Annotated in this window: 20 protein-coding genes, 1 tRNA gene and 1 riboswitch; of the genes, 17 read left to right on the forward strand and 4 right to left on the reverse strand. The window is 66.9% G+C overall.

What is annotated here, in order from left to right:
* The first annotated feature begins 43 nt into the window (after positions 1-43).
* The 5 genes from ligA to gatB all read left to right on the forward strand — a co-directional run bounded on the left by ligA (position 44) and on the right by gatB (position 7,071).
* Positions 44-2,263, forward strand: a complete 2,220-nt coding sequence (ligA, locus tag CURSPS6_RS10390; RefSeq protein WP_051687914.1) for an NAD-dependent DNA ligase LigA — start codon at positions 44-46, stop codon at positions 2,261-2,263.
* Between the two features lie 400 nt (positions 2,264-2,663).
* Complete coding sequence (locus tag CURSPS6_RS10395; RefSeq protein ID WP_030015998.1) at positions 2,664-3,386, forward strand: transglycosylase family protein; 723 nt, start codon at positions 2,664-2,666, stop codon at positions 3,384-3,386.
* A gap of 276 nt (positions 3,387-3,662) precedes the next feature.
* On the forward strand, positions 3,663-3,959 hold the full coding sequence (gatC, locus tag CURSPS6_RS10400) for an Asp-tRNA(Asn)/Glu-tRNA(Gln) amidotransferase subunit GatC (protein WP_030015999.1): 297 nt from the start codon (positions 3,663-3,665) through the stop codon (positions 3,957-3,959).
* A 4-nt stretch (positions 3,960-3,963) separates the two neighbouring features.
* Entirely contained in the window at positions 3,964-5,568 is a 1,605-nt protein-coding gene (gene gatA / locus CURSPS6_RS10405; protein WP_030016000.1) for an Asp-tRNA(Asn)/Glu-tRNA(Gln) amidotransferase subunit GatA, read from the forward strand.
* The gene (gene gatB, locus CURSPS6_RS10410; protein WP_030016001.1) at positions 5,569-7,071 is read left to right on the forward strand and encodes an Asp-tRNA(Asn)/Glu-tRNA(Gln) amidotransferase subunit GatB; all 1,503 of its coding nucleotides are present in this window, start codon (positions 5,569-5,571) and stop codon (positions 7,069-7,071) included.
* Positions 7,072-7,139: 68 nt separating this feature from the next.
* Here gatB and CURSPS6_RS10415 read toward each other — a convergent pair whose 3' ends face one another.
* Positions 7,140-9,368 (reverse strand): S9 family peptidase, encoded by a 2,229-nt coding sequence (locus CURSPS6_RS10415; protein ID WP_035811068.1) that lies wholly within the window; start codon positions 9,366-9,368, stop codon positions 7,140-7,142.
* 41 nt (positions 9,369-9,409) lie between these two features.
* A complete protein-coding gene (locus tag CURSPS6_RS10420) occupies positions 9,410-10,843 on the reverse strand; it encodes an amino acid permease (RefSeq protein WP_051687915.1) in 1,434 nt (477 codons plus the stop codon).
* A gap of 172 nt (positions 10,844-11,015) precedes the next feature.
* Positions 11,016-11,129, forward strand: a riboswitch (SAM riboswitch).
* A 125-nt stretch (positions 11,130-11,254) separates the two neighbouring features.
* Here CURSPS6_RS10420 and CURSPS6_RS10425 point away from each other — a divergent pair.
* The 4 genes from CURSPS6_RS10425 to CURSPS6_RS10440 all read left to right on the forward strand — a co-directional run bounded on the left by CURSPS6_RS10425 (position 11,255) and on the right by CURSPS6_RS10440 (position 15,633).
* Positions 11,255-12,649 carry a bifunctional o-acetylhomoserine/o-acetylserine sulfhydrylase gene (locus tag CURSPS6_RS10425; protein WP_051687949.1) on the forward strand — a complete coding sequence of 465 codons (1,395 nt, stop codon included), beginning with the start codon at positions 11,255-11,257 and terminating at the stop codon, positions 12,647-12,649.
* A gap of 16 nt (positions 12,650-12,665) precedes the next feature.
* Complete coding sequence (gene metX, locus CURSPS6_RS10430; RefSeq protein ID WP_051687916.1) at positions 12,666-13,847, forward strand: homoserine O-acetyltransferase MetX; 1,182 nt, start codon at positions 12,666-12,668, stop codon at positions 13,845-13,847.
* A gap of 28 nt (positions 13,848-13,875) precedes the next feature.
* On the forward strand, positions 13,876-14,535 hold the full coding sequence (locus CURSPS6_RS10435; RefSeq protein WP_030016007.1) for an alpha/beta hydrolase: 660 nt from the start codon (positions 13,876-13,878) through the stop codon (positions 14,533-14,535).
* Between the two features lie 81 nt (positions 14,536-14,616).
* Positions 14,617-15,633, forward strand: coding sequence for an alcohol dehydrogenase (locus tag CURSPS6_RS10440; protein ID WP_030016008.1), 1,017 nt, complete (start codon positions 14,617-14,619; stop codon positions 15,631-15,633).
* Between the two features lie 37 nt (positions 15,634-15,670).
* On the opposite strand, the gene CURSPS6_RS10445 is transcribed toward CURSPS6_RS10440, so the two are convergent.
* A complete protein-coding gene (locus CURSPS6_RS10445) occupies positions 15,671-15,910 on the reverse strand; it encodes an RNA-binding S4 domain-containing protein (RefSeq protein ID WP_416371673.1) in 240 nt (79 codons plus the stop codon).
* Between the two features lie 167 nt (positions 15,911-16,077).
* On the opposite strand from CURSPS6_RS10445, the gene CURSPS6_RS10450 reads away from it, so the two are divergent.
* Together CURSPS6_RS10450 and CURSPS6_RS10455 are read left to right on the forward strand one after the other, a co-directional pair.
* A complete protein-coding gene (locus tag CURSPS6_RS10450) occupies positions 16,078-17,460 on the forward strand; it encodes a glycine--tRNA ligase (RefSeq protein ID WP_030016010.1) in 1,383 nt (460 codons plus the stop codon).
* A 15-nt stretch (positions 17,461-17,475) separates the two neighbouring features.
* Positions 17,476-18,438, forward strand: a complete 963-nt coding sequence (locus CURSPS6_RS10455) for a GNAT family N-acetyltransferase (RefSeq protein ID WP_030016011.1) — start codon at positions 17,476-17,478, stop codon at positions 18,436-18,438.
* Here CURSPS6_RS10455 and CURSPS6_RS10460 read toward each other — a convergent pair.
* On the reverse strand, positions 18,435-19,358 hold the full coding sequence (locus tag CURSPS6_RS10460; RefSeq protein WP_235503752.1) for an NAD(P)-dependent oxidoreductase: 924 nt from the start codon (positions 19,356-19,358) through the stop codon (positions 18,435-18,437). The two genes, CURSPS6_RS10455 and CURSPS6_RS10460, sit on opposite strands and share 4 nt — an antisense overlap.
* A 198-nt stretch (positions 19,359-19,556) precedes the next feature.
* Between CURSPS6_RS10460 and CURSPS6_RS10465 the strand changes: the two genes are divergently transcribed.
* From CURSPS6_RS10465 to CURSPS6_RS10490, 6 genes are all read left to right on the forward strand, one after another.
* Positions 19,557-20,012, forward strand: coding sequence for an MGMT family protein (locus CURSPS6_RS10465; RefSeq protein ID WP_051687918.1), 456 nt, complete (start codon positions 19,557-19,559; stop codon positions 20,010-20,012).
* Between the two features lie 48 nt (positions 20,013-20,060).
* Positions 20,061-21,461 (forward strand): aspartate aminotransferase family protein, encoded by a 1,401-nt coding sequence (locus tag CURSPS6_RS10470; RefSeq protein WP_051687919.1) that lies wholly within the window; start codon positions 20,061-20,063, stop codon positions 21,459-21,461.
* 93 nt (positions 21,462-21,554) lie between these two features.
* The gene (gene dusB / locus CURSPS6_RS10475; protein ID WP_030016015.1) at positions 21,555-22,727 is read left to right on the forward strand and encodes a tRNA dihydrouridine synthase DusB; all 1,173 of its coding nucleotides are present in this window, start codon (positions 21,555-21,557) and stop codon (positions 22,725-22,727) included.
* Between the two features lie 104 nt (positions 22,728-22,831).
* A complete protein-coding gene (locus CURSPS6_RS10480; RefSeq protein WP_030016016.1) occupies positions 22,832-24,136 on the forward strand; it encodes a deoxyguanosinetriphosphate triphosphohydrolase in 1,305 nt (434 codons plus the stop codon).
* A 60-nt stretch (positions 24,137-24,196) separates the two neighbouring features.
* Positions 24,197-26,068 carry a DNA primase gene (gene dnaG / locus CURSPS6_RS10485; protein ID WP_030016018.1) on the forward strand — a complete coding sequence of 624 codons (1,872 nt, stop codon included), beginning with the start codon at positions 24,197-24,199 and terminating at the stop codon, positions 26,066-26,068.
* Between the two features lie 91 nt (positions 26,069-26,159).
* A tRNA-Asn gene (locus CURSPS6_RS10490) sits at positions 26,160-26,232 on the forward strand.
* Positions 26,233-26,466: the final 234 nt, after the last annotated feature.

Genomic DNA, 26,466 nt, shown 5'->3' on the forward strand with positions numbered 1-26,466 from the left:
GGGAGCGAGCGGAATCCTCCCGCGTGCGGAAGAATGGAGCCTTGTGAGTAGCGCTGAAGAACGACGAGCCCATCAAGCCACGAATGAGACCGACCGCGATGTCCCCGCGGAGAGCCTCAAGGAACGGTACGCGGAGCTGACCCAACGGGTCAGGGAAGCCCGCTCCGCGTATTACGTCGAAGACGCCCCGAGGATCTCGGACGCCGAATACGACCGCCTCTACCGGGATCTCGAACGCCTCGAAGCCGAGAACCCGGAACTCAAGGCCAACGATTCGCCGACCCAGGAGGTCGGCGGCGAGCCGTCCGAGGCCTTCGCCGCGGTGACCCACCTGGAGCGCATGTACTCCCTGGAGGACGTCTTTTCGATCGACGAGTTAAAGGCGTGGCTCGAACGTGCCGAAGCCTCGATCCAGGAGGTCCGGCCGGGGCACGAGAACCGGTGGTTGACGGAGCTCAAGATCGACGGCCTGGCCGTCAACCTGTTGTACCGCAACGGAACCCTGGTGCGCGCGGCCACGCGGGGCGACGGATCCATCGGGGAAGGCGTCTCTCACAACGTCGCGACCATCGACTCCGTTCCGCAGCGCCTGGCCGGGGAGAATCACCCCGAAGAGATCGAGGTGCGCGGCGAGGTTTTCATCGCGACCGCCGACTTCACGGAGCTCAACGAGGCGCTGGTCGCAGAGGGCAAGGCGCCCTTCGCGAACCCGCGCAACGCCGCGGCCGGCTCCCTCCGGCAAAAGGACCCGCGCGTCACGGCGCGTCGTCGACTCTCGATGTTCGTCCACGGCATCGGTGCTCGGGAGGGCCTCGAGGCCGCCTCCCAGGCGGAGACCTACGATCTGCTGTCTTCCTGGGGGCTGCCGGTCAGCCCCTACACGCGCCTGCTCGGCTCGGTCGAGGACATCCTCGGGTTCATCGCGGAATACGGGGAACACCGCCACGACCTCGTGCACGAGATCGACGGCATCGTCATCAAGGTCAACGACTTCCGGACCCAACAGTTGCTGGGCCACACCTCCCGGGTGCCTCGCTGGGCCGTCGCCTATAAGTACCCTCCCGAAGAGGTCAACACCAAGCTCAAGGACATTCGGGTCAGCGTGGGGCGCACCGGGCGCGTGACCCCCTACGGAATGATGGAGCCGGTCAAGGTCGCGGGGTCGACCGTCGAAATGGCGACGTTGCACAATCAGGACGTCGTCAGGGCCAAGGGCGTGCTCATCGGGGACACCATCGTGTTGCGCAAGGCGGGGGACGTGATCCCCGAGATCGTGGGGCCGGTCGTCGCCCTGCGTGACGGTTCCGAGCGTGAATTCGTCATGCCGACGCACTGCCCGTCGTGCGGCACGGAGCTCGCCCCCGCCAAAGAGGGCGACGTCGATATCCGGTGCCCTAATTCCCAGTCCTGCCCCGCGCAACTGTGGCAGACCCTGTTCCACACCGCCGGGCGCGGCGCCTTTGACATCGACGCCCTGGGCGAAGAGGCCGCGCGGGCGCTGACCCAGCCGGCAGAGCCCGAGACTCCGCCGCTGACCAGCATCGCCGGCCTCTTCGACCTGCGTCCGGAGGACCTCGCCGAGGTCCGCATCGAGAGGGCGGTCAAGAAGAAGGGGGTCGAGACGGGGGAGACCGAGCTGGTTCCCTATTTCTACTCCCGGGGCACGGCCAAGAAGCCGTCGGCGCCCACGGCCAATACGGTGCGCATGTTTGAACAGATCGAACAGGCCAAGAGCCAACCCTTGTGGCGCGTCCTCGTGGCGCTGAGCATTCGGCACGTCGGCCCGACCGCCTCCAGGGCCCTGGCCACGGAGTTTGGGTCCATCCCCGCGATTCGCGATGCCGACGAGGAGCGGCTCGCCGACACGGACGGGGTCGGGCCCACGATCGCTCGCGCCGTGAAGGAATGGTTCGCTGAGGACTGGCACCGCGAGATTCTCCGACGGTGGGCCGACGCCGGCGTCCGCATGGAAGACGAACGCGATGCCTCGGTGCCCCGCGTTCTGGAGGGCCTCACGATCGTGGTCACCGGAACCCTCGACGGCTTCACCCGGGACTCCGCCAAGGAGGCGATCATCACGCGCGGCGGCAAAGCCTCCGGTTCTGTGTCGAAGAACACAGATTTTCTGGTTGCGGGCGAAAACGCCGGCAGCAAGCGGGATAAGGCGGAAAATCTGGGCGTGACGATTCTCGACGCCGAACAGTTCCGCCTGCTCCTGGAGGCCGGGGCCGAGGGCCTGGATCGCGGTCCTGCCGCGGATTAAGGTCACGAAACGGTCTCGAAACGGTGACGATTTTGTGACGTAGCCCATCGCGAGGGGGCTTGCATCGGCCCGGTGCCCCTCATAGGCTGGCACGCGTGCTTGCGGTTATCGATTCGTGATCGAATCGCAAGTCTCACAAAAAAAGTTTCGTATCCATCGAGAAACTGGTTGCGAACTTCAAATTCGTTACTGTATCGTTATAAACAGTTCGCCACCGAGAGGTGGCTCCTGGCCTCACGCACCTTCGCGGGGGTCAACCACAGAACAATGCTGGGTGCTGCCGTACACCGGACGTCGTCTACAAGGCAGACACCTGAAACCTAACCTAAACATCTGATAGGTAGACGACGGCGCCAAGAAGTCCAGGGATGGATGGAGCGTAGGTGGCCTGAGGAGCATCGTGAACACTACTTCCACTTTCCGACGTAACGCCCGCCGCGGTGCCGCCGCTCTCGTGATCGGTGGCGCAGCCGCCGGTGCACTGGCCACCGCACCTGCTAACGCAGCAAACAACTGGGATGCCGTCGCCGAGTGCGAGTCCGGCGGAAACTGGTCCACCAGCACCGGTAACGGATTCTCGGGTGGCCTCCAGTTCACCCCCAGCACCTGGGCCGCCAACGGTGGCCAGGGTGACCCCCAGAACGCTTCCAAGGAACAGCAGATCCAGGTTGCCGAGCGCGTTCTCGCGACCCAGGGTGCCGGCGCATGGCCCGTCTGCGGCCAGCAGCTCGGCGCGGCCGACACCGGTTCGACCGCCGCCAACACCGAGCAGGCTGCCCCGCAGGCTCAGGAGACCCAGACCTACCAGGCCCCGGCCGAGCAGGCTCAGCCCGAGCAGGCTCAGCCCGAGCAGGCACCGGTCCAGCAGGCTCAGCCCGAGCAGGCCCCGGTCCAGCAGGCTCCCGTCCAGGAGACCTACCAGGCTCCGGTCGAGACCCAGGCTGCCGCTCCGGCTCAGACCGCCACTGCCGGTACCTACACCGTGGTTGCCGGTGACACCCTCGTGAAGATCGCCGCCGCGCACGGCACCGACTGGCAGTCGCTGGCCCAGGCCAACGCTTCGGTCGTTTCCGACCCGACGCTGATCTTCCCCGGCCAGGTTCTGCAGATCCCCGCCGCGTAAGTACGGTGATCACCGTCGCCTCACGGCGCACGGAATGAATCTTCGACAAAAGTGCCCCGCCCTGCCCTGCAGGACGGGGCACTTTTGTCTGCGCACCTCGCCCGGGCGTGGCCGTCGCGTGTCAAGTGGGCCCGGCGCCGCGAGGCGGACCGCATTTTAGGGTCATTCGCGCCGTGACTAGACTGGGATGGAAACCGCGCGGGTCCCCGTGACGCCAGCGCCGGTACGACGAGCACACGTCGACCCGTCCTCAGCGCCAATCGAGCAGGAGAATTCATGACTGCCATATCTCGTGACCAGGTCGCGCACCTCGCGTCCCTGGCCCACATCGAGATGGACGACCAGGAGCTCGACTCCATGGCCGCCGAACTCGATGTGATCGTCAATGCGGTGCAATCGGTCCAGGAGGCGCCCATCGAGGACGTCCCGCCGACCTCGCACCCGCTTCCGCTGTCCAACGCGTTCCGCGAGGACGTCGTCGGCGAGACGCTGACGAATGATGAAGCGCTGTCCAACGCGCCCGACGCCGAGGACGGTCAATTCAAGGTCCCGGCCATCCTCAACGAAGACTAGGGGCGTGAACGCAACAGTGAATACCCAAGACCTCATCACCCTGACGGCCACCGAGGCCGCCGCGAAGCTTTCGTCGGGGGAGATCACCTCCGTCGAGCTCACCCAGGCCCACCTGGACCGGATCGCCGCGACCGAGGGGACACCGGTGTCCTCCGAGGACCGTTCCCAGGGCAAGACCGGCCTCAACGCCTTCCTGCACGTCAGCGGGGAGGAAGCCCTCGAGACGGCCCGTCAGGTCGACGCCGACCGCGCGGCCGGCAAGGAGCTGCCCCCGATGGCGGGCGTTCCGATCGCCGTCAAGGACCTGATCGTGACCAAGGGCCAGCCCACCACCGCGGCATCGCGCATGCTCGAGGGGTGGATGAGCCCGTACGACGGCACCGTGGTGCAGAAGATTCGCCAGGCGCGGTTGCCGATCCTGGGCAAGACCAATTTGGACGAATTCGCCATGGGTTCCTCCACGGAGCACTCGGCCTTCGGCAATACCCGCAACCCGTGGGATCTCGACCGCATCCCCGGCGGTTCCGGCGGCGGCTCGGCCGTGGCCGTCACGGCCTTCCAGGCGCCGCTCGCCCTCGGCACGGACACCGGCGGATCGATTCGTCAGCCCGCGTCGCTGACCGGCTCGGTCGGGGTCAAGCCGACCTACGGCTCGGTGTCGCGTTACGGCGTCATCGCGATGGCCTCATCCCTCGACCAGGTGGGCCCCGTGAGCCGTTCGGTCCGAGACTCGGCCGTCCTGCACGAGATCATCGGCGGATACGACCCCATGGACTCGACCTCGATCGACGAGCCGGTCGGCGCCTACACCGAGGCCGCCGACCAGGGCGCGGCCGAGGGCGGGCTCAAGGGCCTCAAGGTCGGCGTGGTCAAGGAACTCACCGGCGAGGGCTTCCAGGCCGGTGTGACCAAGCGCTTCGAGGAATCCGTGGAATTGCTGCGCGAGGCCGGTGCCGAGGTCGTCGAGGTCTCCACGCCGAACCTTAAGCATGCCCTCGGCGCGTACTACCTCATCATGGCCTCGGAGGTCTCCTCCAACCTGGCCAAGTACGACGGCGTCCGTTTCGGTCTTCGCGAGCTTCCCGAGGAGGGGCCCGTGACGATCGAACGGGTCATGTCCGCGACGCGAGCCGCGGGCTTCGGCCCGGAGGCCAAGCGGCGCATCATCTTGGGCACCTACGCGCTGTCGGCCGGCTACTACGATGCCTACTACGGCTCGGCCCAGAGGGTGCGCACCTTGATCCAGCGGGACTTCACTCGGGCCTTCGAACAGGTCGACGTGCTGGTCTCGCCGACCTCTCCGACCACCGCCTTCAAGCTCGGCGCCAAGACGGACGATCCGCTGGAAATGTACCTCAACGACATCGCGACGATTCCGGTCAACCTGGCGGGCATTCCGTCCATCTCGTTGCCCGGAGGACTCGCCGACGAGGACGGACTGCCGGTGGGAATCCAGTTCATGGCCCCGGCCAAGCACGATGCCCGCCTGTATCGCGTGGGCGCCGGACTCGAGGCGGCCCTGACGCAGAAGTGGGGCGGCCCGTTGCTGAGCCGTCTGCCCGACACCGAGTCACTCATCGCCGCCCGGACCGAAGGAAGTGCCAAGTAAATGACGGATCAGATTGTGTCCTTTGACGAGGCGATCGCCAAGTACGATCCCGTGCTGGGCTTCGAGGTCCACGTCGAGCTGAACACCAAGACCAAAATGTTCGACGCGGCGCCCAACGCCTTCGGCGACGTCCCGAACACCAACGTCAGTCCGGTCTCGCTGGGTCTGCCGGGGGTGTTGCCCAAGGTCAACGGGCAGGCGGTGGAATCGGCCATCAAGCTCGGCCTCGCGCTGGGCTGCGATATCGCGCCGGTCAGCCACTTCGCCCGGAAGAATTACTTCTACCCGGACACGCCCAAAAACTTCCAGACCTCCCAGTTTGACGAACCGATCGCCGAGAACGGCTCGATCGAGGTTCAGCTCGAGGACGGCACGACGTTCACGATCGACATCGAGCGCGCCCACATGGAGGAAGACGCCGGCAAGCTCAGCCACAAGGGCGGCGCCGGCCGCATCCAGGGCGCGGAGTATTCCCTCGTGGATTACAACCGTTCGGGGGTGCCGCTGATCGAGATCGTCACCCGTCCCATCCGTGGCGCGGGGGAGCGGGCACCCGAGCTCGCCAAGGCCTACGTCGCCGCGATCCGCGAAATCGTCAAGAACCTCGGCATCTCGGACGCCCGCATGGAACGGGGAAATGTCCGGTGCGATGCCAACGTCTCGCTGATGCCCAAGGGCTCCGACACGTTGGGCACCCGAACCGAGACCAAGAACGTGAACTCGATGCGCTCGGTCGAGAGGGCCGTCCGGTACGAAATCTGCCGCCACGCCGCGGTCTTGGACTCCGGCCGGGAGATCGTGCAGGAGACCCGTCACTGGCACGAAGACACCCGCGTGACCACCTCGGGACGCCCAAAGTCGGACGCCGACGACTACCGCTACTTCCCGGAGCCCGACCTGGTTCCCGTGGTGACCAACGAGGAATGGATCGAGCGACTGCGCTCCGAGCTGCCCGAGCCTCCCGCCGAGCGCCGGCACCGGCTCCAGGCGGAGTGGGGCTACTCGGATGAGGAGTTCCGCGACGTCGTCAACGCCGGGGTCATGAGCGAGATCGAGGAAACCATCGCGGCCGGCGCGAGCGCTCCGGTGGCTCGCAAATGGTGGATGGGAGAGATCTCCCGGCTGGCCAAGGCCCGCGAGGTCGAACCCGGGGAAGTGGGCGCCACGCCAGCGATCGTCGTGGAGCTGGACGGGCTCATCCAGGAGGGCAAGATCAACGACAAGATCGCCCGCCAGGTGCTCGAGCACGTGCTCGACGGTGAGGGCTCGCCCTCGGAGGTCGTCGAGAAGCGTGGGCTGGCCGTCGTCTCGGACGAAGGCGCGCTGTCGACCGCGGTCGACGAGGCCCTGGCCGCGATGCCCGACGTCGCGGAGAAGATCCGCGGCGGCAAGGTCCAGGCGGCCGGCGCCGTGGTCGGCCAGGTCATGAAGGCCACGCGCGGTCAGGCCGACGCCGGCCGCGTGCGCGAACTGATTCTGGAGAAGCTCGGCGTCGAGGGCTAAACCTCGCATCGAGAACAAGGGCCCGGCACCGCATCGCGGTGCCGGGCCCTTGCCGTATCCCCGTGGCCTCAGGCGTGAATTCCGAGGCAGTTGAGGACGAAGGAGAACTCCCAGGCCGCGTCCTCCCAGCGGCGATAGCGGCCCGATCCGCCGCCGTGGCCGCCGTCCATCTCGATCCGCAACATCACCGGGGCGTCTCCGGTGGTCAGGGAGCGTAGCTGGGGAACCCACTTCGCGGGTTCGACGTACAGCACGCGGGTGTCGTTGAGGCTGGTCACGGCGGCGATCGGCGGGTAGTCAACGGCCCGGACGTTCTCGTACGGGGAATACCCGGTCATGTACCGGTACACCTCTGGGTCCTCGATCGGGTTGCCCCACTCTTCCCACTCGAGCGCCGAGAGCGGAAGATCGGGATCCGAGATGCTCGTGACGGGATCGACGAAGGGGACGACCGCCAGGACACCGGCGTACTTCTCGGGGGCCATGTTCACCACGGCCCCCACGAGAAGGCCTCCCGCGGAGCCGCCCTCCGCCACGATGCGTCGGTGGTCGGCCCAGGGCTGCTCGGACAGGTAATCCGTGACGGCGATGAAGTCCGTGAACGTATTTTCCTTCCGCAGCTTCTTGCCCTGGAGGTACCAATCCCGGCCGAGTTCCCCGCCGCCGCGGATGTGCGCGACCACGTAGACGACCCCGCGGTCGAGCAGGCTCAGGCGGGCGATCGAAAATCCGGGGTTCGAGCTGGCCTCGTAGGAGCCGTACCCGTACTGGAGAATCGGGTGGGGAACGGTCATGTCCAGATCGGCCCGGTGCAGGACCGACACGGGAATTCGGGTGCCGTCCGGCGCGACCGCCCATTCCCGGCGGGCGACGTAGTCCTCGGAGCGAAAACCGCCGAGCACGGGTGTCTGTCGTCGGAGGGTCAGGTCGCCGCTGACCGGGAAGTAGTCGAAGCGTCGCCACGGGGTCACATACGAGATATAGCCGAGGCCGATCACCGGGGAATGCGGTGACATCGAGGAGATCTTGGCCGTGTAGAGCTCCTCGTCCGCGAACGGTTCGTAGGGCTCGGGCAGGGGCGTGCCGCGAACCGTCGCGGCGACGTCGGCCAGCGCCACGATGCCGACCTTCTCCAGGCCGTCTTGGCGCAGGGACAGCGCTAGGTGCGTCCGGTTGACCATGAAGCCGTTGATGCGCCGCTGCGATGACGCCGGCAGCACCACGGTCGCGGCCCGGCGCAGTTCGGCGACGGACGCCGCATCCAGGGCCGCCTGAACATCCACGAGGATCAGCTCACCGTTGGGGGCCTGCGCGTCGTGGTTGATCATGAGGTACGGGGTTCCGAGAAGGTCCACGGGATCGGCCTCGTAGAGAACCCGATCGGCTCGGGGGATGACGACGCGTGCCCGCGGAGCCCCGGAATCCGCGCGGTCGAGGTCGGCGAGCGGCAGGATCCTGGTCTCGTTATATTCGGAGCATCCGGCGTCCATGATGAGATAGCGCTCGTCGGAAGAGACTTCGGCGCCGAGCCACAGGGCGACGTCGGGCTCGTTCCACAGGACCTGATCGGCCGTGGTCTCGCCGCCCAGCCGGTGGGCGCGCACCTCATAGGGCCGCCAGGACTCGTCGACGACGGAGTAGATCAGGTGCGAGCCGTCGGGGGTCAGAAATCCTCCCGCGAAGACCCCCTTCAGCACGTCGGGGAGCATGCGCTCGGAGGCCAGGTCCTTGACGTATTGGTCGAAGCGTTCGTCGCCGGAATCGTCCACCGAGTAGGTCAGGTAGCGCCCGTCCCGGGTGACCTGGAAGGCGCCGAGCGAGAAGAACGGAAGATCCGCGGCCAGCTCATTGCAATCCAAGAGGACTTCCTCGCCCGCCAGCGCGGAATCCACCGGGACCTCCGGCGGAGTCCAGTCCACGCCGAGGTCCCCGGTGCTTGCGGCCGGGACGCGGCAGAAGACGGGATAGTTCTGGGCCTCGCGGGTGCGCTGGAAATACCACCAGTCGCCCAGGCGATTCGGCACCGAGAGATCGGTTTCCTGGGTGCGATCCTTGATTTCCCGCACGATGGCCGAGCGCAGGTCGCTCAGGCCCTCGGTGAGGCTCTCGGCATACGCGTTTTCGGCGGTCAGATAGTCGCGGACGGACGGACCGTCCTTGTCACGCAGCCACTCGAAGTCGTCGCGGAACTCGTGGCCGTGCATCGTGCGCGTGGTGGGAACGCGCGGCGTTTCGGGCGGCACGGCCGCCGGATTCCACCGGGGTCCTGATGGGGTGCTGGGATCGGCTGAAGTCATGAACCAATTCTAAGGACCGTCACCCCGGTGGGCCCGGTACCTTAGCCCTCGGCGGATTCGGAGGCAGCCCGGGTCCGGCGCGTCAACGGGTAGAGGATCGCCAGCAGGATCAGCCACGCGGCCCCGATGATCAGAGACATGCGGGTGTCTTCGAAGAACCCGAGGAGCACGACCACGAACACCATGAACGCGAGCGCGGCCCACGAGGCAACCGGCCACCACGGGGTCGGGAAGGGGGAGGGGCCTTCCCCGTCGAGCCTGCGGCGTCGCCTCATGGCCAGGTGGGTCACGAGGATCATGACCCACACCAGCACGGTCGCAAAGGTCACGAGCGTGGCGATGTAGAGGAACGCGTTTTCGAACAGGAGATTGACCACGAGGCCGACGACGAGGACCAGGCCCATCGCGACGACGGTCATGGTCGGGGTGCCTCGGGAGGAAACGCGCGTGAAGGATCGCGGCGCGAGCCCGCGCTGGGCCAGGCCGTAGAGCATGCGCCCGGCGCCGTAGATGTCGGAGTTGATGGCCGAGACCGCGGCGGTCAACACCACGACGTTCAGGATGTGAGCCGCCGCGGGGATGCCGAGCCCCGAGAAGATCTGGACGAACGGGGAGCCGCCGTCGCCGATGTTGCTCCAGGGATACAGGGACATGATGACGCCCATGGTCAGGACGTAGAACAGCAGAATGCGGACGGGAACGGTATTGACGGCGCCCGGGATCGACTTTTCGGGGTTTTCGGCCTCGCCCGCGGTGATGCCGATCGTCTCGACGCCGCCGAAGGCGAACATCACCACGGTGAAGCACGCGAGGAACCCGGTGAAGCCGTGGGGGAAGAACCCGCCCTGTTCCCACAGGTTCGTGACCGACGGCTGAACCTCATCGTGCAGGGAAATTCCGAACAGCATCAGCGCGATGCCCCCGACGATCATCGCGATGATCGCCCCCACCTTGACGATGGTCAGCCAGAATTCGACCTCGCCGTAGACCTTGACCTTCATCAGGTTGATGCCCATGATGATGGCCACGACCGCGACGATCCACACCCAACTCGGGGACCCCGGAAACCAAAATCGCATGTAGAGGGAGAACGCGGTGACGTCCGCGACGGCGACCAGCGCCATCTCGAAGGCAAAACTCCAGCCCGTGACGAATCCCGCCCAGCGGCCGAGGTATTGCGTCGCGTAGTCCGAAAACGAACCGGGCACCGGGTGGACCATGGCCATCTCGCCCATCGCGCGCATCACCATGAAGACCGCCGCGCCGCCGATGACGTACGCGAGGAGCACGGACGGCCCGGCAAATTGGATCGCGTCGGCGGAACCGAGAAAGAGCCCCGTGCCGATGGCCGAGCCGAGGGCGATGAAACGAATGTGCCGCAGGGTCAGCCCGCGGCGGAGCGAGCCCTCACGCGTGGGCGCGGCGTCGGGCGCCGTCGTGGCCTGGTGCTGAGGGGTAAAACTGCTGTCCTGCACGGTATTCCTTTGCGCCGGTGGACAGGAACTCTCCACCGGAAGTCTTGAACGTGACACAGGACAGATTACGCAACGGCGCGGATAGTCGTCATAAAAGTCACGACGTGTCACGTGTGCTTAGCATCCGACACATGCTTGACCGACGGGCGGGCAGCCGAGAAAACTTGAGTCAGGTCAAGAGAGCCAGCGATAAGCCCCAGCTTGCTGGCCGGCAACCCTCCAACCGCGGTGGGGTGCCCTGGGTGAGGACCTGGTGGTCGTGAGTATGCGGCCACAAGCGCGGGCGCGGTGTGCCCGGCCGTTGATGAGCAGTGAGCCTCGCATTCCCCGGTGCATCGGATGATGCCGGGTCGACCCGGACTTACGCGGACGGCCGGACGCTCCATGCCCTTGAAATACCAGGAGCAGAACATGAGCACGAAGTCCCCGAACCTTCCCACGCCGAGCAGCCCCGACGGCTGGAAATTCGAGACCCAGCAGATCCACGCCGGTCAAGAGCCGGATGCGGCCACCGGCGCCAGGGCGTTGCCGATTTACCAGACGACGTCGTTCGTTTTTCAGGATGCCGAACAGGCCGCCAACCGCTTTGGCCTCAAGGAACTCGGGCCGATCTATTCCCGTCTGACCAATCCGACCCAGGAAGCCGTCGAAAACCGCATCGCGGCGCTGGAAGGTGGGGTCGGTGCCCTGCTCGTGGCCTCGGGCCAGGCGGCCACGACGATCGCGATTCTCAACGTGGCACAGGCCGGGGACCACGTCGTGGCCAGCCCGAGCCTTTACGGGGGAACCTATAACCTCCTCAAGCACACTCTCGGCACCTACGGGATCGAGACGACCTTCGTCGAGGACTTCGACGACCCCGAGGCGTGGCGCGCCGCGGTCCGCCCCAATACCAAGGCCTTCTACGGCGAATCGGTGCCGAACCCTCGCAGCGACGTCCTGGACATCGAGCCGATCGCCCGCGTGGCCCACGAGAGCCAGGTTCCGCTGATCGTCGATAACACGGTTCCGACGCCGTACCTGGTGCGTCCCTTCGAGTGGGGCGCCGACATCGTGGTGCATTCCGCCACGAAGTACCTGGGTGGACACGGCACGAGCCTCGGCGGCGTGATCGTGGACTCGGGCTCCTTCGACTTCTCCCGGTACCCCGAGCGCTATCCGCAGTTCAACCAGCCGGATCCCAGCTATCACGGTCTGGTCTTCGCCGAGGACCTCGGGCCGAACGGCGTCTTCGGCGTCAACCTGTCCTATATCCTGCGCGCCCGCGTCAGCCTGCTGCGCGATCTGGGATCGTCGATCTCGCCCACCAACGCGTTCAACATCGCGATCGGGCTGGAAACCCTGTCCCTGCGCGTCGAGCGTCACGTGGCCAACGCGCGCCAGGTCGCGGCCTGGCTCGAGGCCCGGCCCGAGGTGATCGCGGTTCACTACGCCGGGCTCGAGTCGTCGCCGTGGTACCAACGGGGCCGCAAATACGCGCCGCAGGGCGTCGGGGCGATCGTCGGCTTCGAACTTGAGGGAGGGTCCGGGCCCGCGCAACGGTTCGTCGACGCCCTGAGCCTGCACTCCAACGTCGCCAACATCGGCGACGTGCGCTCGCTCGTGATCCACCCGGCGTCCACGACGCACTCGCAACTCTCCGAGCAGGAGCTGCGCGAGGCGGGGGTCGCACCGGGGTTTGTGCGTCTCTCGGTCGGGTTGGAACACATCGACGACATCCTGGCGGACCTCGCCTCGGGATTCGATGCCTTGGCCGACGACCATGCCGGAGCCGGGCAAACGGCCGAGACCACCGCGAGGAGCTAAGGAGCCTGGAAGAACAGTGACGATCGCAGGGACCAGAACCGACCGAGCCGAGACGCAAGGCGACGGCGTCGTTCACCGACTCCGCGTCGGGGACCTCCGGCTGGAGGTCGGGACGGTGCTTCCCGACGCCGAATTGGCCTATGAAACGTGGGGCATCCTGAACGAGGATGCCAGCAACGCCGTGCTTGTCCTGCACGCCCTCACGGGAGACACGCACGCGGCCCACGGCCACGCCGAGGCCCACGCCTCCGAGCTCGAGCGCCGGGCGGCGGAAGAAGAAGGCTGGTGGGAGGGCCTGATCGGGCCCGGGGCCGCGATCGATACGGACCGCTACTTCGTCGTCTGCCCCAACATCATCGGCGGTTGTTACGGGTCCACGGGCCCGGCCTCGCCCGCGCCCGCCTCTCAGGATCCGGACAGGGCCCCGTGGGGGTCCCGCTTTCCACTCGTGACGATCCGGGACGCCGTGCGCGCCGAGGCCGTTCTCGCCGATGCCTTGGGGATCGACCGCTTCGCCCTGGTCATCGGGGGTTCCATGGGCGGGGCACGGGCCCTGGAATGGGCGGTGACGTGCCCCGAGCGGGTCGCGCACTGCGCCGTGGTGGCCTGCGGGCCCGAGTCGACGGCCGAGCAGCTCTCCTGGGGGCAGGCCCAGAGCCTGGCGATTCGCCAGGATCCTCACTTCGCCGGAGGGGATTACTACTCCGGTTCCTTCCCCGTGGACGGTCTCGGCCTGGCGCGCCGGATCGCCCACATCACGTATCGCTCCGCCACCGAGCTGCACTACCGCTTCGGCCGCTTCCCGCAGGACGACGAGGACCCCTCCGGTCCCTGCGTGAACCGGCGGGGACGATACCGCGTCGAAAGCTACCTGGACCACCAGGCCTCGAAGCTCGCCGGACGGTTCGACGCGAATTCCTACCTCGTGGTCAACGACGCGCTCATGAGCCACGACGTCGCCCGCGGCAGGGGCACCCTGAAGGACGCCCTGGCCCGCACCACGTGCGACTGGACCATCGTGGCCGTGGACTCGGACCGCTTGTTCTACCCCAAGGAATCCGAGATGCTCGCGGAGTCCCTGCCGCATCCGGTTCCGGTGCGCCTCGTCAGCTCGCCGAGCGGCCACGACGGCTTTCTCATCGAGACCTCGCAGATCAGCAAGTACCTCAGGGACAGCTGGTCGCCGGCCGACCAGTAGCGGCGGGCCCTCCGCATAGACTGGGTCCATGACTCAAGAACCCCTCGTCGACTACTCCCGCCCGCCCCAGGAACGTCCCGGAACGCACCTGGTGCTCATGCTTCACGGTTACGGATCGCAGGAGAAGGACCTCATGGGCCTCGTCCCGGCCCTCCCCGAGGACGGATTTACCTACGCCTCGATGCGCGCGCCGGACCCGATGCCCGGTGGCGGCCCGGGATACAGCTGGTACGACCTCAGCGGCGCGCCCGGCGGCGATATCGTCCCGGCGGTCGAGGGCGCCAAGACCGCGACCCGCGCCGTGACGGCGTGGATCGAGGAGAACGGCGCGGAGTATGCCGACGTGACGTTGCTCGGCTTCTCACAGGGCATGTCGATCGCGACCTCCGTGGCACGACACAAGCCGGACCTCGTGAGCGCCCTGGTGGGGCTGTCCGGGTTCGCCATCGACTCCACGGACCCTTTCCTCGACGACGCGGCCCTGGCCGCTCGCTCTCCGCGGCTGCCCTTCTTCTACGGCAGGGACCAGGAAGACCCGGTGATCACGGGGGACATGGTGGCCTACACGCTGGATTGGGCCCGGGACCACACGGACGTGACCAAGGTTCTCTACGCGGGGATGGGCCACGGCGTGAGCAATCAAGAAATGAAGCACGTCTCCGAGTTCCTGACCTACGTCCTGCGGTAGCCGCGTCCGGGAGACTATGCGGGGCGCGAACGGGGCCCGGGTCCGTTTCCTTGATCGCCCGGCGCGCGTAGGGTGGCGCACATGACACACATGACGATGGTCCGAGTCCCTGAAGCCAACGCCGCCTTCGAGGTGGTCGAGGTCCCGATTCCGGAGCCGGGCCCCGGCCAGGTGCGCATCAAGGTCGCGGCCTGCGGCGTATGCCACTCGGATGCGTTCACGGTGGCCGGTGCCATGGGCAACGAGTTCCCGCGCTCGCCCGGCCACGAGATCGCCGGCGAGATCGACGCACTGGGGGAGGGCGTCACGGCGTGGTCCCCCGGGCAGCGCGTCGGCGTCGGCTGGTTCGGCGGCTGCGATTTCACCTGCGACTCCTGCCGCCGCGGGGACTTCGTGACCTGCTCCAACGGTCAGGTTCCCGGCATCGCTTACGACGGCGGATACGCCGAGTACACGGTCGTGCCCCAGGAAGCGCTGGCCGCGATCCCCGATGAACTTCAAGACGTCGACGCCGCGCCGTTGCTGTGCGCGGGCGTGACCACGTTCAACGCGTTGCGGAACTCCGCCGCCCGCCCGGGCGACGTCGTCGCGATCCTGGGCGTCGGCGGCCTGGGCCACCTGGCGGTTCAGTACGCCGCGAAAATGGGCTTCGTGACGGTCGCGATCGCTCGAGGCACCGAGAAGAAGGACCTCTCCCTGGAACTGGGCGCCGACCACTACATCGACTCGACCGCGGAGGACCCCTCGGCCAAACTGCGTGAGCTCGGCGGGGCATCCGTGGTGTTGGCGACCGTGACGGCGCCGTCGGCCATGACCTCCGTTCTCGGAGGAATCGCCCCGCGCGGCGAGCTGGTCGTGGTCGGGGCGAGCCCCGAGCCGATGCAGATCCCGCCGTTCGCGCTGATCCCGTCGGCCCTCACGGTCAAGGGTCACGCCTCCGGCACGGCGCAGGATTCGGAGGACACCATGAATTTCAGCGCCCACTCGGAGGTCAGTCCCCGGATCGAGACGATGCCGCTGGACCAGGCCCAGGCCGCCTACGACAAGATGATGGCCGGCGACGCGCGCTTCCGCATGGTTCTGACGATGGATCAGTGATCCTCGCCGAACGCCTCGGCCGCGGGGCTACCGGGATCTAGGAGGCGGAGCGGGTCACGCGGACGGCGGCGTCGCCCAAGCGCACGACGTCGCCCGGGTGGACCTGCTTGCCGCGTTGGGTTTCGGGCTCGTCGTTGACCGTCACGAGGCCTTCGGCGATGACCTCGCGGGCCTCCAGGCCGTCTCCCACGAGATTGGCCAGCTTCAGCAGCTGGCCCAGGCGGATCATGTCGTCCCGGATGTCGATCTCTTCCACGGATTCTCCTCGAGTCATCATGGTGACAGCCTATCCGCTGACGTGGGCGGGGTGTTCCGGGCGCACGGGAGCGAGAGTCTCGGATGGGCGAGGCCGAGACCGAACCGGTAGGCTGGGCCCGAGAGAATCGATCCCTGTGCGCGCCGGAGCTTGGTCGCGCGCGACGACTTACGGAGTGAGCAATACTTATGGCACCAAAGTCCACGCTGGATAACGTCATCACGTTGGCCAAGCGCCGCGGTTTCGTTTTTCAGGCCGGTGAGATCTACGGCGGTTCTCGCTCCGCGTGGGATTACGGCCCCTTGGGCGCCGAGCTGAAGGAAAATATCCGTCAACTGTGGTGGCAGAATTTCGTCCGCTCCCGCGAGGACATGGTGGGCCTGGACTCCTCGATCATCTTGCCGCGGGCCGTCTGGGAGGCCTCGGGACACGTCGAGACGTTCACCGATCCGCTCGTGGAGTCCCTCCACACGCACCGTCGGTACCGCGCCGATCACCTGCTCGAGGCCTACGAGGCCAAGCACGGGCATCCGCCGGCCAACGGCCTGGCGGATATCAACGATCCCGAAACCGGCCAGCCCGGCAACTGGACCGAGCCGCAGCAGTTCTCGGGTCTCATGAAGACCTACCTCGGCGCCGTGGACAACGAGGAGGGGCTCAATTACCTGCGCCCGGAAACCGCGCAGGGAATTTTCGTGAACTTCAATAACGTGGTGACCGCTTCCCGCAAGCGCCCGCCCTTCGGCATCGGCCAGATCGGTAAGGCCTTCCGCAACGAGATCACCCCCGGAAACTTCATTTTCCGCACGCGCGAGTTCGAGCAGATGGAGATCGAGTTCTTCACGCATCCGGACGACGCCCCCAAGTACTACGACCAGTGGGTCGAGGATTGCTGGAACTGGTTCGTCGACCTGGGCATCAACCCGGACAACATGCGCCGGTTCGACGTGCCCGAGGACGACCGGGCCCACTACTCCGCCGGAACCATCGACATCGAATATAAGTTCGGCTTCCAAGGCAGCGAATGGGGAGAACTCATGGGCGTTGCCAACCGGACGGACTACGACCTTGGCGTGCACAACGAGAACTCGAATACCCGGCTCGAATACTTCGACCAGGGCACCGGCGAGCGGTACGTTCCGTACGTCATCGAGCCGTCCTTCGGCCTGACCCGTTCCATGATGGCCTTCCTGGTCGACGCCTACACCGAAGACGAGGCCCCCAACACCAAGGGCGGCGTCGACACCCGCACGGTCCTCAAACTGGATCCGCGGCTGGCTCCCGTCAAGGCCGCGGTCTTGCCGCTGTCCAAGAAGGAGACCCTGACCCCGACCGCCGAGAAGCTCGCCGCGGAGCTGCGCAAGCACTGGAACGTGGATTACGACACCTCGGGCGCGATCGGTCGCCGCTACCGTCGCCAGGACGAGATCGGTACGCCGTTCTGCATCACGGTCGACTTCGACACGCTGGATGACCAGGCGGTGACGATTCGCGAGCGGGACTCCATGGCCCAGGAACGCGTCAGCCTGGATCAGGTGACCTCGTACCTCGCCGGCCGGCTGATCAAGTAAGGAACGGAGTTCGTGGTGCCGGATTACACTTTCCGACCCTGGCAAGAGGGCGACGACCTGCAATTGATGCAGGTGTGGCCGGACGCCGACAATATCCAGGCTTCGGTGTTCCGCGCCAAGCTGGGACCCGATACCGACGCGCCGTGGCAGCGTTCGATCGTCGCGGAGCATCAGGGCGTCCCGGTCGCGGCCGCAACGGTCTACGAGACCTCGTTGCACGTGAGCCGTCTCTGGGCCTACGTCGAGGTCGCCCCGGACCACCGTCGCGCCGGTGTCGGCCGTGAGCTCCTGGCACAGCTTCGACGGCTCGCCCAGGAGTCCCCGTCGGGGGTCACGGCCCTGCGGACCAAGATCGTCGAGTCGACCCCCGGGGCCGGATTCGCCCAGTGGGCCGGGCTCGGATCGATTCAGCGCACCCGCATGGTGCGTGTCGACGCCGGGGCCCTCGCGCCGCAGCCGCTCCGGGTGGATGGCGCGGACCGTCTGGACCAAGCGGTCGAGGACCTCGCGACGGGATCGCTCGAACTCACGCAGGCGGTGTGGAATTTCTACCGCTCGGTGCACACGTGGGACCCGCCGGCCGAACAGTCCTTGGGTCGGGTCAACCGGTTGTTCCTCTCCGACGAGGCCGAGGCCTTCGGGGCCATCGTGGTGCGAGACGATGTCATCGCCGCGAACCACGAGGCGAAAACGGCGCCCATTACGGCATTTGCCATCAGCTATCGATCCCTCGACGCGGACGCGCCCGGCCGGGAGATCCCCGAGGACGAGCCCACCGAGGTGCTCCTGGGCTATGACGTCGACTCACCCCGCGCGGGCGAGGACGTCGAGCAGCTCTTGGCGCTCTTGGTCGCCCAGTACCCGGTTGTCCTCCAGGTCGACGACTCGATGACCGTGCTCTGCGAGCTGGTGGACGCGTTGATCCAGCGGGGAACCGCCGAGGTGCAGGAAGAGGCCTTGGTCCTCGCGGACCGTTAGGAGTCGCCGAGCTCGAGGTAGCGCCTGATCACGCAGAGGTCGAGGTCTCCGAGCCCGCGGTCTTCCAGATCGGCGAATGTCTGTCTCAGGTGCGGCAGGAGGACCAGCGAGGAGCCCGTGTCCGTCGCGACGTCCGTGGCGAATCGCAGGTCCTTGGCCAGGTACTTTGCCGCGCCCGAGGGGGAGTAGTCCTCCGTGGCAATGCGCTCACCTCGGGTCGCCAGGATCCTACTCCCGGCGTACCCGCCCGCGAACACCTCGAACAGCGCGGAGACGTCGAGGCCGCTTCGGTCGGCGAGGATCGCGGCTTCCGAGACCGCGGTGACCGTCGCGGAGACGATCAGCTGATTGCACGCCTTGGCGACCTGCCCCGCGCCCACCGGGCCCAGCCGAACCGCACGGCCGCAGGGCTCCAGGAGCTCGGCGACCAGCCGGGCGTCGTCGGGGTCCCCGCCGAGCATAATCGACAGGTTTCCCGCCCGGGCGCCGTCTTCGCCCCCGGAGACCGGGGCGTCGAGCACGACGGCGTCGTGCGGCCCCTCGTCGAGCTCGCGGGCGAGCTCCCGGACTTCCGTGGGCGAGGAGGTCGAGGCGATGACCAGCACCAAGCGATGCCCCTCGGCCCCGGCGAGGAGCTCGTCGAGCATGGACCGAAGTTCGGGCAGATCCGGAAGCACCGACACGATGACGTCGGACCGGGCCGCCAGCTCTCGCGGGCTGTCGATCCACTCGGCCCCGGCTTCGACGGCAGCCTCCGCGCTGCGCCTGCGGCGGGCCGTCACGGCGACCCGACCGGGGAAGGCCGACGCGAGGTGACCGGCCATGGGAGAGCCCATGTGGCCGAGGCCGACGACCCCGATGCGGGCCAGGTTCGCGCTCGGACGCGGGAAGGATGAAGCTGCTGGGGTACTCTTCGGCACGATCGGTCTCCTCGAGCGTTCGGCGGAACGCGGCGTCGGGAACGGGCTGGCACGGTCCGACGCATCGGACATGCCGTGTGATCCACATCTATACACGATCGCGACGGGCCGAAGGGCTCTCGCGGCGCATGTGACCCGCCCCCATCCCGGCACGTGGGGTAGGGTCCTGCTCGAGTTGCCTGCCCACGAGAGGAAACCATGGACGATCTGCGAGTCGAGAGGATCCTCCGCGCCGTCGAGTGCGTTCCGGCCGGATGCGTCACCACCTACGGGACCATCGGTCGGCTCGTGGGGGAGTCGCCGCGGGTCGTGGGTAATGTCATGGCCCGGTGGGGCTCGAACGTTCCGTGGTGGCGGGTGGTCAACGCGCGGGGCGAGATCCCCGGGCACGGCCATCGGGTCCGCGACCACTGGGTGCGCGAGGGCCAGCTGGCCGCCGCGGCGGCCGCCGCAGACACCGGCAACGAGGTGACGCTCCGAGTGAGGCTGGCCGAGGTCGCCGTGGACGAAGAGGCCCTTCGTGCCGACGTCGAACGAGTCACGGAAGACCTCCGGCACGATCACGGGCAGGAAGCGTCGGGGACGTCATCCGAAGACATCCCGGAGACGCCGGACCGTTCCTCGACGCGGACGGGCACAGGGCGCCTAAAATGAACCCGAATGCCGCCCCGACTTGGGGGAACCACGACTGGAGGTAGCGCAATGAGCAGGACCCCGGAAGACCGCACCGCGAACGCGGATCCCACGAACCACGACGGGCCGAGCCAGGCCGAGCTCGAGGCGGGACAGAAGGCCTACGACCTGGACCGGCGACACGTCTTCCATTCCTGGTCCGCTCAGGGGTCGCTCAAGCCCATGGTCGTGACCAAGGCCGAGGGGTCCTACGTCTGGGACGGAGAAGGCCGGAGGCTGCTCGACTTCTCCTCGCAGATGGTCAACACGAATATCGGCCACCAGCACCCGGTGGTGGTCCGGGCGATCCAGGAACAGGCCGCAAAGCTGTGCACGATCGCCCCGTCCCACGTCAACGACGCCCGCTCCGAGGCGGCCCGGCTCATCGCCGAGCGCACGCCCGGCGATCTCGACCACATCTTCTTCACCAACGCCGGGGCGGAGGCCGTCGAGCACGCGATCCGCATGGCACGCCTGCACACCGGTCGCCGCAAGGTCCTCTCCGCGTACCGGAGCTATCACGGCGGGACGGATCTGGCGGTCAACGTCACGGGGGACACCCGCAGGTTCGCGAGCGACCACGGCGACGCCGGCGTCGTCCGGTTCATGCCGCCGTACCCCTACCGTTCCTACTTCGACGCGGAAAACCTCGAGCAGGAGACCGACCGGGCCCTGCGCCACCTCGAGGACACGATTGTCCTGGAGGGACCCGAGACGATCGCGGCAGTGATCCTCGAGACCGTTCCCGGCACCGCGGGAATCTACGCGCCCCCGCCCGGGTATTTGGCCGGGGTGCGTCGCCTGGCCGACCGCTACGGGCTCGTGTACATCGCCGACGAGGTCATGGTCGGGTTCGGCCGAACCGGCGCCTGGTTCGCCGTGGACCACTGGGACGTCGTCCCCGACCTGATGACCTTCGCCAAGGGGGTCAATTCCGGCTACGTTCCGCTGGGCGGCGTCGCCATCTCCGAGGCGATCTACGAGACGTTCCGGGACCGGCAATACCCGGGCGGACTGACCTACTCGGGCCACCCCCTGGCCTGCGCGGCGGCGGTGGCCACGATCGGCGCGATGGCCGAGGAAGGCATGGTCGAGAACGCCGATCGACTCGGCCGCGAGGTCTTCGGCCCGGGGCTCGAACGCATCGCCCAGAGGCATCCCAGCGTCGGCGAGATCCGAGGACTCGGGTGCTTCTGGGCCATCGAACTCGTGAAGGATCGTGAGACCCGGGAGCCGATGGCGCCCTACGGCGGAAGTTCGCCGGAGATGAACGAGCTCATCGGTGAGTTGAAGAGGCTGGGCCTGCTGCCGTTCGCCAACTACAACCGCATCCACGTCGCGCCCCCGCTGAATATCACGCGCGAGCAGGCCGAAGAGGGTCTGGATATCCTGGATCGAGCGCTGGCGGTGGCCGACGCGCACGCCGAGTGAGGGGCCAGGCGCGGCCACCTGCGAGGTTGTCGAACCCCTCACATGTGCCGGCGGGGTCGTGCCGAACCCGATGAGCTGTGAGAAAATCGCACGGTGACTACCGAAACCGTTCCCACCCAGCTCTCCCTGCCACCGCTACGCCTCGGCCGCCTCACGGTCGACGTGCCGGTGGTGCTGGCGCCCATGGCGGGGGTGACCAACCGCGCCTTCCGCAGGCTGTGCCGCGAATACGGCGGGGGGCTGTACGTGACCGAGATGGTCACGGCGCGGGCGCTCGCGGAGCGGCGACCGGACTCGCTGCGCATCATCGAACATGACGACGACGAAAAGATCAGATCGATCCAGATCTACGGCGTCGACGCCGTCAACGTCGGTCGGGCGATCCGCATGGTCGCCGAGGAAGATCGCGCGGACCACATCGACCTGAATTTCGGGTGCCCGGTGCCCAAGGTCATGAAGAACGGCGGCGGCTCGGCGCTGCCGTGGAAGACCGACCTCTTCGAGGCGATCGTGACGACCGCGGTTCGCGAGGCCTCACGCGCCGACATCCCCGTCACCGTCAAGATGCGCAAGGGGATCGACGAGGACCACATGACGTTCCTCGACGCCGCCAAGACGGCTCGGGACGCCGGGGTCGCCGCGATCGCCCTGCACGGTCGCACGGCCGCTCAGCACTATTCGGGCCAGGCCGATTGGGACGCCATTGCGCAGCTCCGCGGGGCCATCGAGGATATTCCCGTTCTCGGAAATGGCGACATCTGGTCGGCCGAAGACGCCGCCCGCATGGTCGAGCAAACGGGCGTGGACGGCGTCGTGATCGGCCGGGGTTGCCAAGGCCGCCCCTGGCTCTTCGGCGATCTCCAGGCGGCCTTCGAGGGGCGCGCCGACCGGTTTCGGCCGGGCGTTGCCGAGGTCGCCGACATCATTTATCGGCACGCTGAACTGTTGGTCGATACCTTCCACGACGAACACCGGGGCATGCGCGAAATCCGCAAGCACATCGCCTGGTACTTCAAGGGGTATCCGGTCGGCGGCCAGTTGCGTGCCAGCATGGCGCAGGTCTCGACCCTCGAAGAATTCCGCGACCTGCTCAACCAGCTGGACCTCTCGCTGCCGTATCCGGGTGCCGACGTCGAAGGCCCTCGGGGCCGCGCCGGTTCACCCAAGAAGCCGCACGTGCCGGATGGATGGCTGAACTCGCGGATCCTGGGGGACGCCGAACGACTGGGCCTGGCGGACGCGGAACTGGACATTTCGGGAGGGTAGTCGCCGCCGGTCACGGGGAACACTGTGGAAAACGGCCTCCAGCCGCAGAAACTCGCGGTACTGTGGGCTTGTCCCGATCGTTTCCGACCAAGGTGTCCACCCTCATGTCTTCCCCGATGGAACCGAACCAGCCCGGATATTCGCCGCGCGACGCCGAACGCTGGTTGCCGGAAAACCACAAGAACCTTTACCGCAGCCAATTCGAACGCGACCGCGCCCGCGTGCTGCACTCCTCGGCCCTGCGCCGTCTCGGCTTCAAGACCCAGGTGGTCTCTCCCAATTCGGATGACTTCATTCGCACGCGCCTGACCCACTCGCTCGAGGTCGCGCAGGTCGGGCGTGAGGTCGGCCGGATGATCGGGTGTGACCCCGACGTCGTCGACGCCGCGTGCCTGGCCCACGATCTGGGGCACCCGCCCTTCGGCCACAACGGGGAAACCGCCCTGAACTTGATCGCGGACTCCGCCGGAGGCTTCGAAGGCAACGCCCAGACGCTGCGGTTGCTGTGCCGGCTCGAACCCAAGGTGATTCTCCCGGACGGCGGATCCGCGGGGCTCAACCTGACGCGGGCTTCCTTGGACGCCGCGTGCAAGTACCCGTGGGCTCGGGAAGACGCCCCGGTCGTCGACGGCGTCCGCAGCCCCAAATTCGGCGTCTACCAGGACGACCTTCCGGTCTTCGAATGGTTCCGTGAGGGGGCCCCGCAGGGGCAGAAATGCCTCGAGGCGCAGGTTATGGACCTGGCCGACGACATCTCCTACTCCGTGCACGACGTCGAGGACGCCGTCTTCGCGGGTCACGTCCAGTTGGGGTGGATGGATCGGACCGCGGAGCGGGAGCGCGTCTTGAGCTGGACTCAACGCCTCTACCTCCAGGACGCGGAACCGGCCGAGCTCGAGGCCGCCCTCGCCCGTCTCCAAAAACTCGACGAGTGGCTGCCCACCATGACCGGCACGCGCGGCTCGATGGCGGCGCTGAAGGCCCTGACGAGCCGACTCATCGGTCGGTTCGCGGGAGAAGCCATCGCCGCGACCCGGGCCGAATACGGGACGGGGCGGCTGACCCGGTACGATGCCCAGCTGCGGATTCCGCGCGAGACCCTATCCGAGATCGCCGTCATGAAGGGCATCGCCACGGCCTTCGTCCTGGCGGTTCGGGACCAGGGGCCCATGTACGAGAACCAGCGCGAGATGCTGACCGTCCTGGTCGAGGCCCTGGTCGAGACGGATGGGCAGTACCTCGACCCGGTCTTCGCCGAGGATTGGCGTCAGACGGACCCGTCCGACGACGCCGCCCGGCTACGCCTTGCGGTGGACCAGGTGGCCTCCCTGACGGACTCCTCGGCCGTGCGTCTGCACGACCGGATTACCGGGCTGAACTGGCGGACAGGAGACAAGCCGCTCTGGTGAGATGTCCACGGTGCGCGAAGCCGCACCCGGAGCTTGCCAGCCACGGATAAACTGTCATGCGTGGCTGGTTTGATTCGACGCGAGGATATTGACGAAGTACGGTCCCGGACGGATATCCGGGAGGTCGTCGAGGGCTTTGTCACGCTCAAATCCGCCGGCATCGGTTCGTATAAGGGACTGTGCCCCTTCCACGATGAGCGCACTCCGTCATTCCACGTCAGGCCGCAGATGGGCACGTACCACTGCTTCGGGTGTGGCGAATCCGGCGACGTCATCGCGTTCCTCATGGCGATGGACCACACGAGCTTCTCCGAGACCGTCGAGAGGCTCGCGGCCCGCGTCGGCTACGAGCTCCACTATGAGCAGGGCAGCGGACCCTCTCGGGAGGAGAAGGGACGCCGCCAGCGGCTGATCGACGCCCACAAGATCGCCCAGGAGTTCTTCGAGCATCACCTCTACACCAAACAGGCGCACGCGGCCCAGGCTTTCCTAGGCGGCCGCGGATTCGACGGCGAGGCGGCGAAAAAGTTCGGCGTCGGATACGCGCCGCAGGGTTGGTCAAATCTTCTCAAGCACCTTCGCGACCGCGGGTTTTCGGAGGACGAGCTCAAGGCCACCGGGATGTTCTCGGAAGGCCAGCGCGGCATGTACGACCGCTTCCGGGGACGGCTCATGTGGCCCATCAGAAATATCACCGGAGAAACCATCGGCTTCGGCGCCCGCAAGCTCTTCGAGGACGACAAAGGCCCGAAGTACCTGAATACTCCCGAGACCCAGCTGTATAAGAAGTCGCAGGTCCTGTACGGCATCGACCTCGCGAAGCGGAAGATCGCCCAGGGCAAGCAGATCATGGTGGTCGAGGGATACACGGACGTGATGGCCGCCCATCTCGCGGGCATCGAAACGGCCGTGGCGACCTGCGGGACCGCCTTCGGAACGGAACACATCAAGATCGTTCGACGGTTGCTCGGGGACGACGGCAGCGGGGGAGAGGTGGTCTTCACCTTCGACGGCGACGAGGCCGGGCAGAAGGCCGCCCTCCACGCTTTCCAAGAGGACCAGAGGTTCACGGCCCAGACCTATGTCTGTGTCGCTCCGGACGGCATGGACCCCTGCGATCTTCGGCTCAAGCGGGGTGATCGGGCGGTCCGAAATCTCCTCCAGGACAAGCGCCCCCTCTTCGAATTCGCCATCCGCGTGACCCTCCGGGACTTCGACCTGGACAGCATCGAGGGACGCTACCGGGCCATGCGGACGGTCGCGCCGATGGTTGCTTCCATTCGGGACCAGGTTCTGCGGCACGGTTATCAGCGCGAGGTGTCGCGGTGGATCGGCGTCGACCTTCAGGAATTGGACCAGGCGGTCCGGGCCGAAGCCCGCAAACCTTCCGGGCAGCGCCGGGAAGAGGTCGAGGCCGCGGCGGAGAAAGATTCAGCGCCCCAGCCGGAGATCGAAGCTCCGGACTACCGCGATCCCGCCGCCCGGAGGGAAAAGCAGGCCCTCGAGGTGCTGATCCAGGTGCCCGACCTGGTGGAACAGTCCCAGTGGAACGCGCTGGGCTCTATCCGGGTGCGGTACCGCGTCCACTATGAGCTCCTCCAGGGGATCCTGGCGGCGGTTCGCGAGGTGGCGCCGCAACCGGGTACGGCCTGGATCAACGCGATTCGGGGGCACGCTCATGAAGCCACGCATTCATTGCTGGCCGAGCTGACCGTCGCTCCTCTGCCCGCCTCGACGCAGCGGCAGCTCGAGGCCTATACGGTGTCGATCCTCAACAGTTTGTTGCAACAGGAGCTCAGCGCGCGACAGCGGGACAAGGTGCGCGAGCTCGAACGGATCGATGCGGTGGTCGAGGCCGAGAGATTCCGGGGTGTCCAACGCGAGATTGCCGATCTCGAGGCGAAGCGTCGCGAACTCTCCGAGGTGCAGTGACGATCCTCACTTAGGATCGGTTTTGCGTCCCGCCGATGGAGCCTGTAAAGTCTAATGCTGTTGCAAGCGTTGAAGAGCGCTTCAGTAGCGGTCCCCCGTAGCTCAATTGGCAGAGCATTCGACTGTTAATCGAAGGGTTACTGGTTCGAGTCCAGTCGGGGGAGCGGAACGCAGAAATGCGAGGCATGAGGCCCGAATTCACTTGGTGAATTCGGGCCTCATTTTTTATGGCCTTATGGTTGGCCGTGCGCGCGGCGCAGCCGAGAACCAGGAATGCGTGGTTTTCGGGGCGGCTTGCGAAGGCCCGTGGTGGTCGTCCGCTTCTGAGCGGCGGTGCTGTGGGCGGCGCCCCGGCGTGCTATGGGTCGGCCGGGGCGCCTGGGGATTTTTCACCGCGC

It is taken from the genome of Curtobacterium sp. S6, from assembly GCF_000710345.2.
In the GTDB taxonomy this organism is placed as follows: Bacteria; Actinomycetota; Actinomycetes; order Actinomycetales; family Micrococcaceae; genus Rothia.

Excerpts from the sequence above, each read along its gene's own strand:
- gatC (WP_030015999.1), top strand. The coding sequence starts at position 3,663 with ATGACTGCCATATCTCGTGACCAGGTCGCGCACCTCGCGTCCCTGGCC.
- gatB (WP_030016001.1), top strand. The coding sequence starts at position 5,569 with ATGACGGATCAGATTGTGTCCTTTGACGAGGCGATCGCCAAGTACGAT.
- CURSPS6_RS10415 (WP_035811068.1), bottom strand. The coding sequence starts at position 9,368 with ATGACTTCAGCCGATCCCAGCACCCCATCAGGACCCCGGTGGAATCCG.
- CURSPS6_RS10425 (WP_051687949.1), top strand. The coding sequence starts at position 11,255 with ATGAGCACGAAGTCCCCGAACCTTCCCACGCCGAGCAGCCCCGACGGC.
- CURSPS6_RS10435 (WP_030016007.1), top strand. The coding sequence starts at position 13,876 with ATGACTCAAGAACCCCTCGTCGACTACTCCCGCCCGCCCCAGGAACGT.
- CURSPS6_RS10440 (WP_030016008.1), top strand. The coding sequence starts at position 14,617 with ATGACACACATGACGATGGTCCGAGTCCCTGAAGCCAACGCCGCCTTC.
- CURSPS6_RS10445 (WP_416371673.1), bottom strand. The coding sequence starts at position 15,910 with ATGATGACTCGAGGAGAATCCGTGGAAGAGATCGACATCCGGGACGAC.
- CURSPS6_RS10450 (WP_030016010.1), top strand. The coding sequence starts at position 16,078 with ATGGCACCAAAGTCCACGCTGGATAACGTCATCACGTTGGCCAAGCGC.
- CURSPS6_RS10465 (WP_051687918.1), top strand. The coding sequence starts at position 19,557 with ATGGACGATCTGCGAGTCGAGAGGATCCTCCGCGCCGTCGAGTGCGTT.
- CURSPS6_RS10470 (WP_051687919.1), top strand. The coding sequence starts at position 20,061 with ATGAGCAGGACCCCGGAAGACCGCACCGCGAACGCGGATCCCACGAAC.
- CURSPS6_RS10480 (WP_030016016.1), top strand. The coding sequence starts at position 22,832 with ATGTCTTCCCCGATGGAACCGAACCAGCCCGGATATTCGCCGCGCGAC.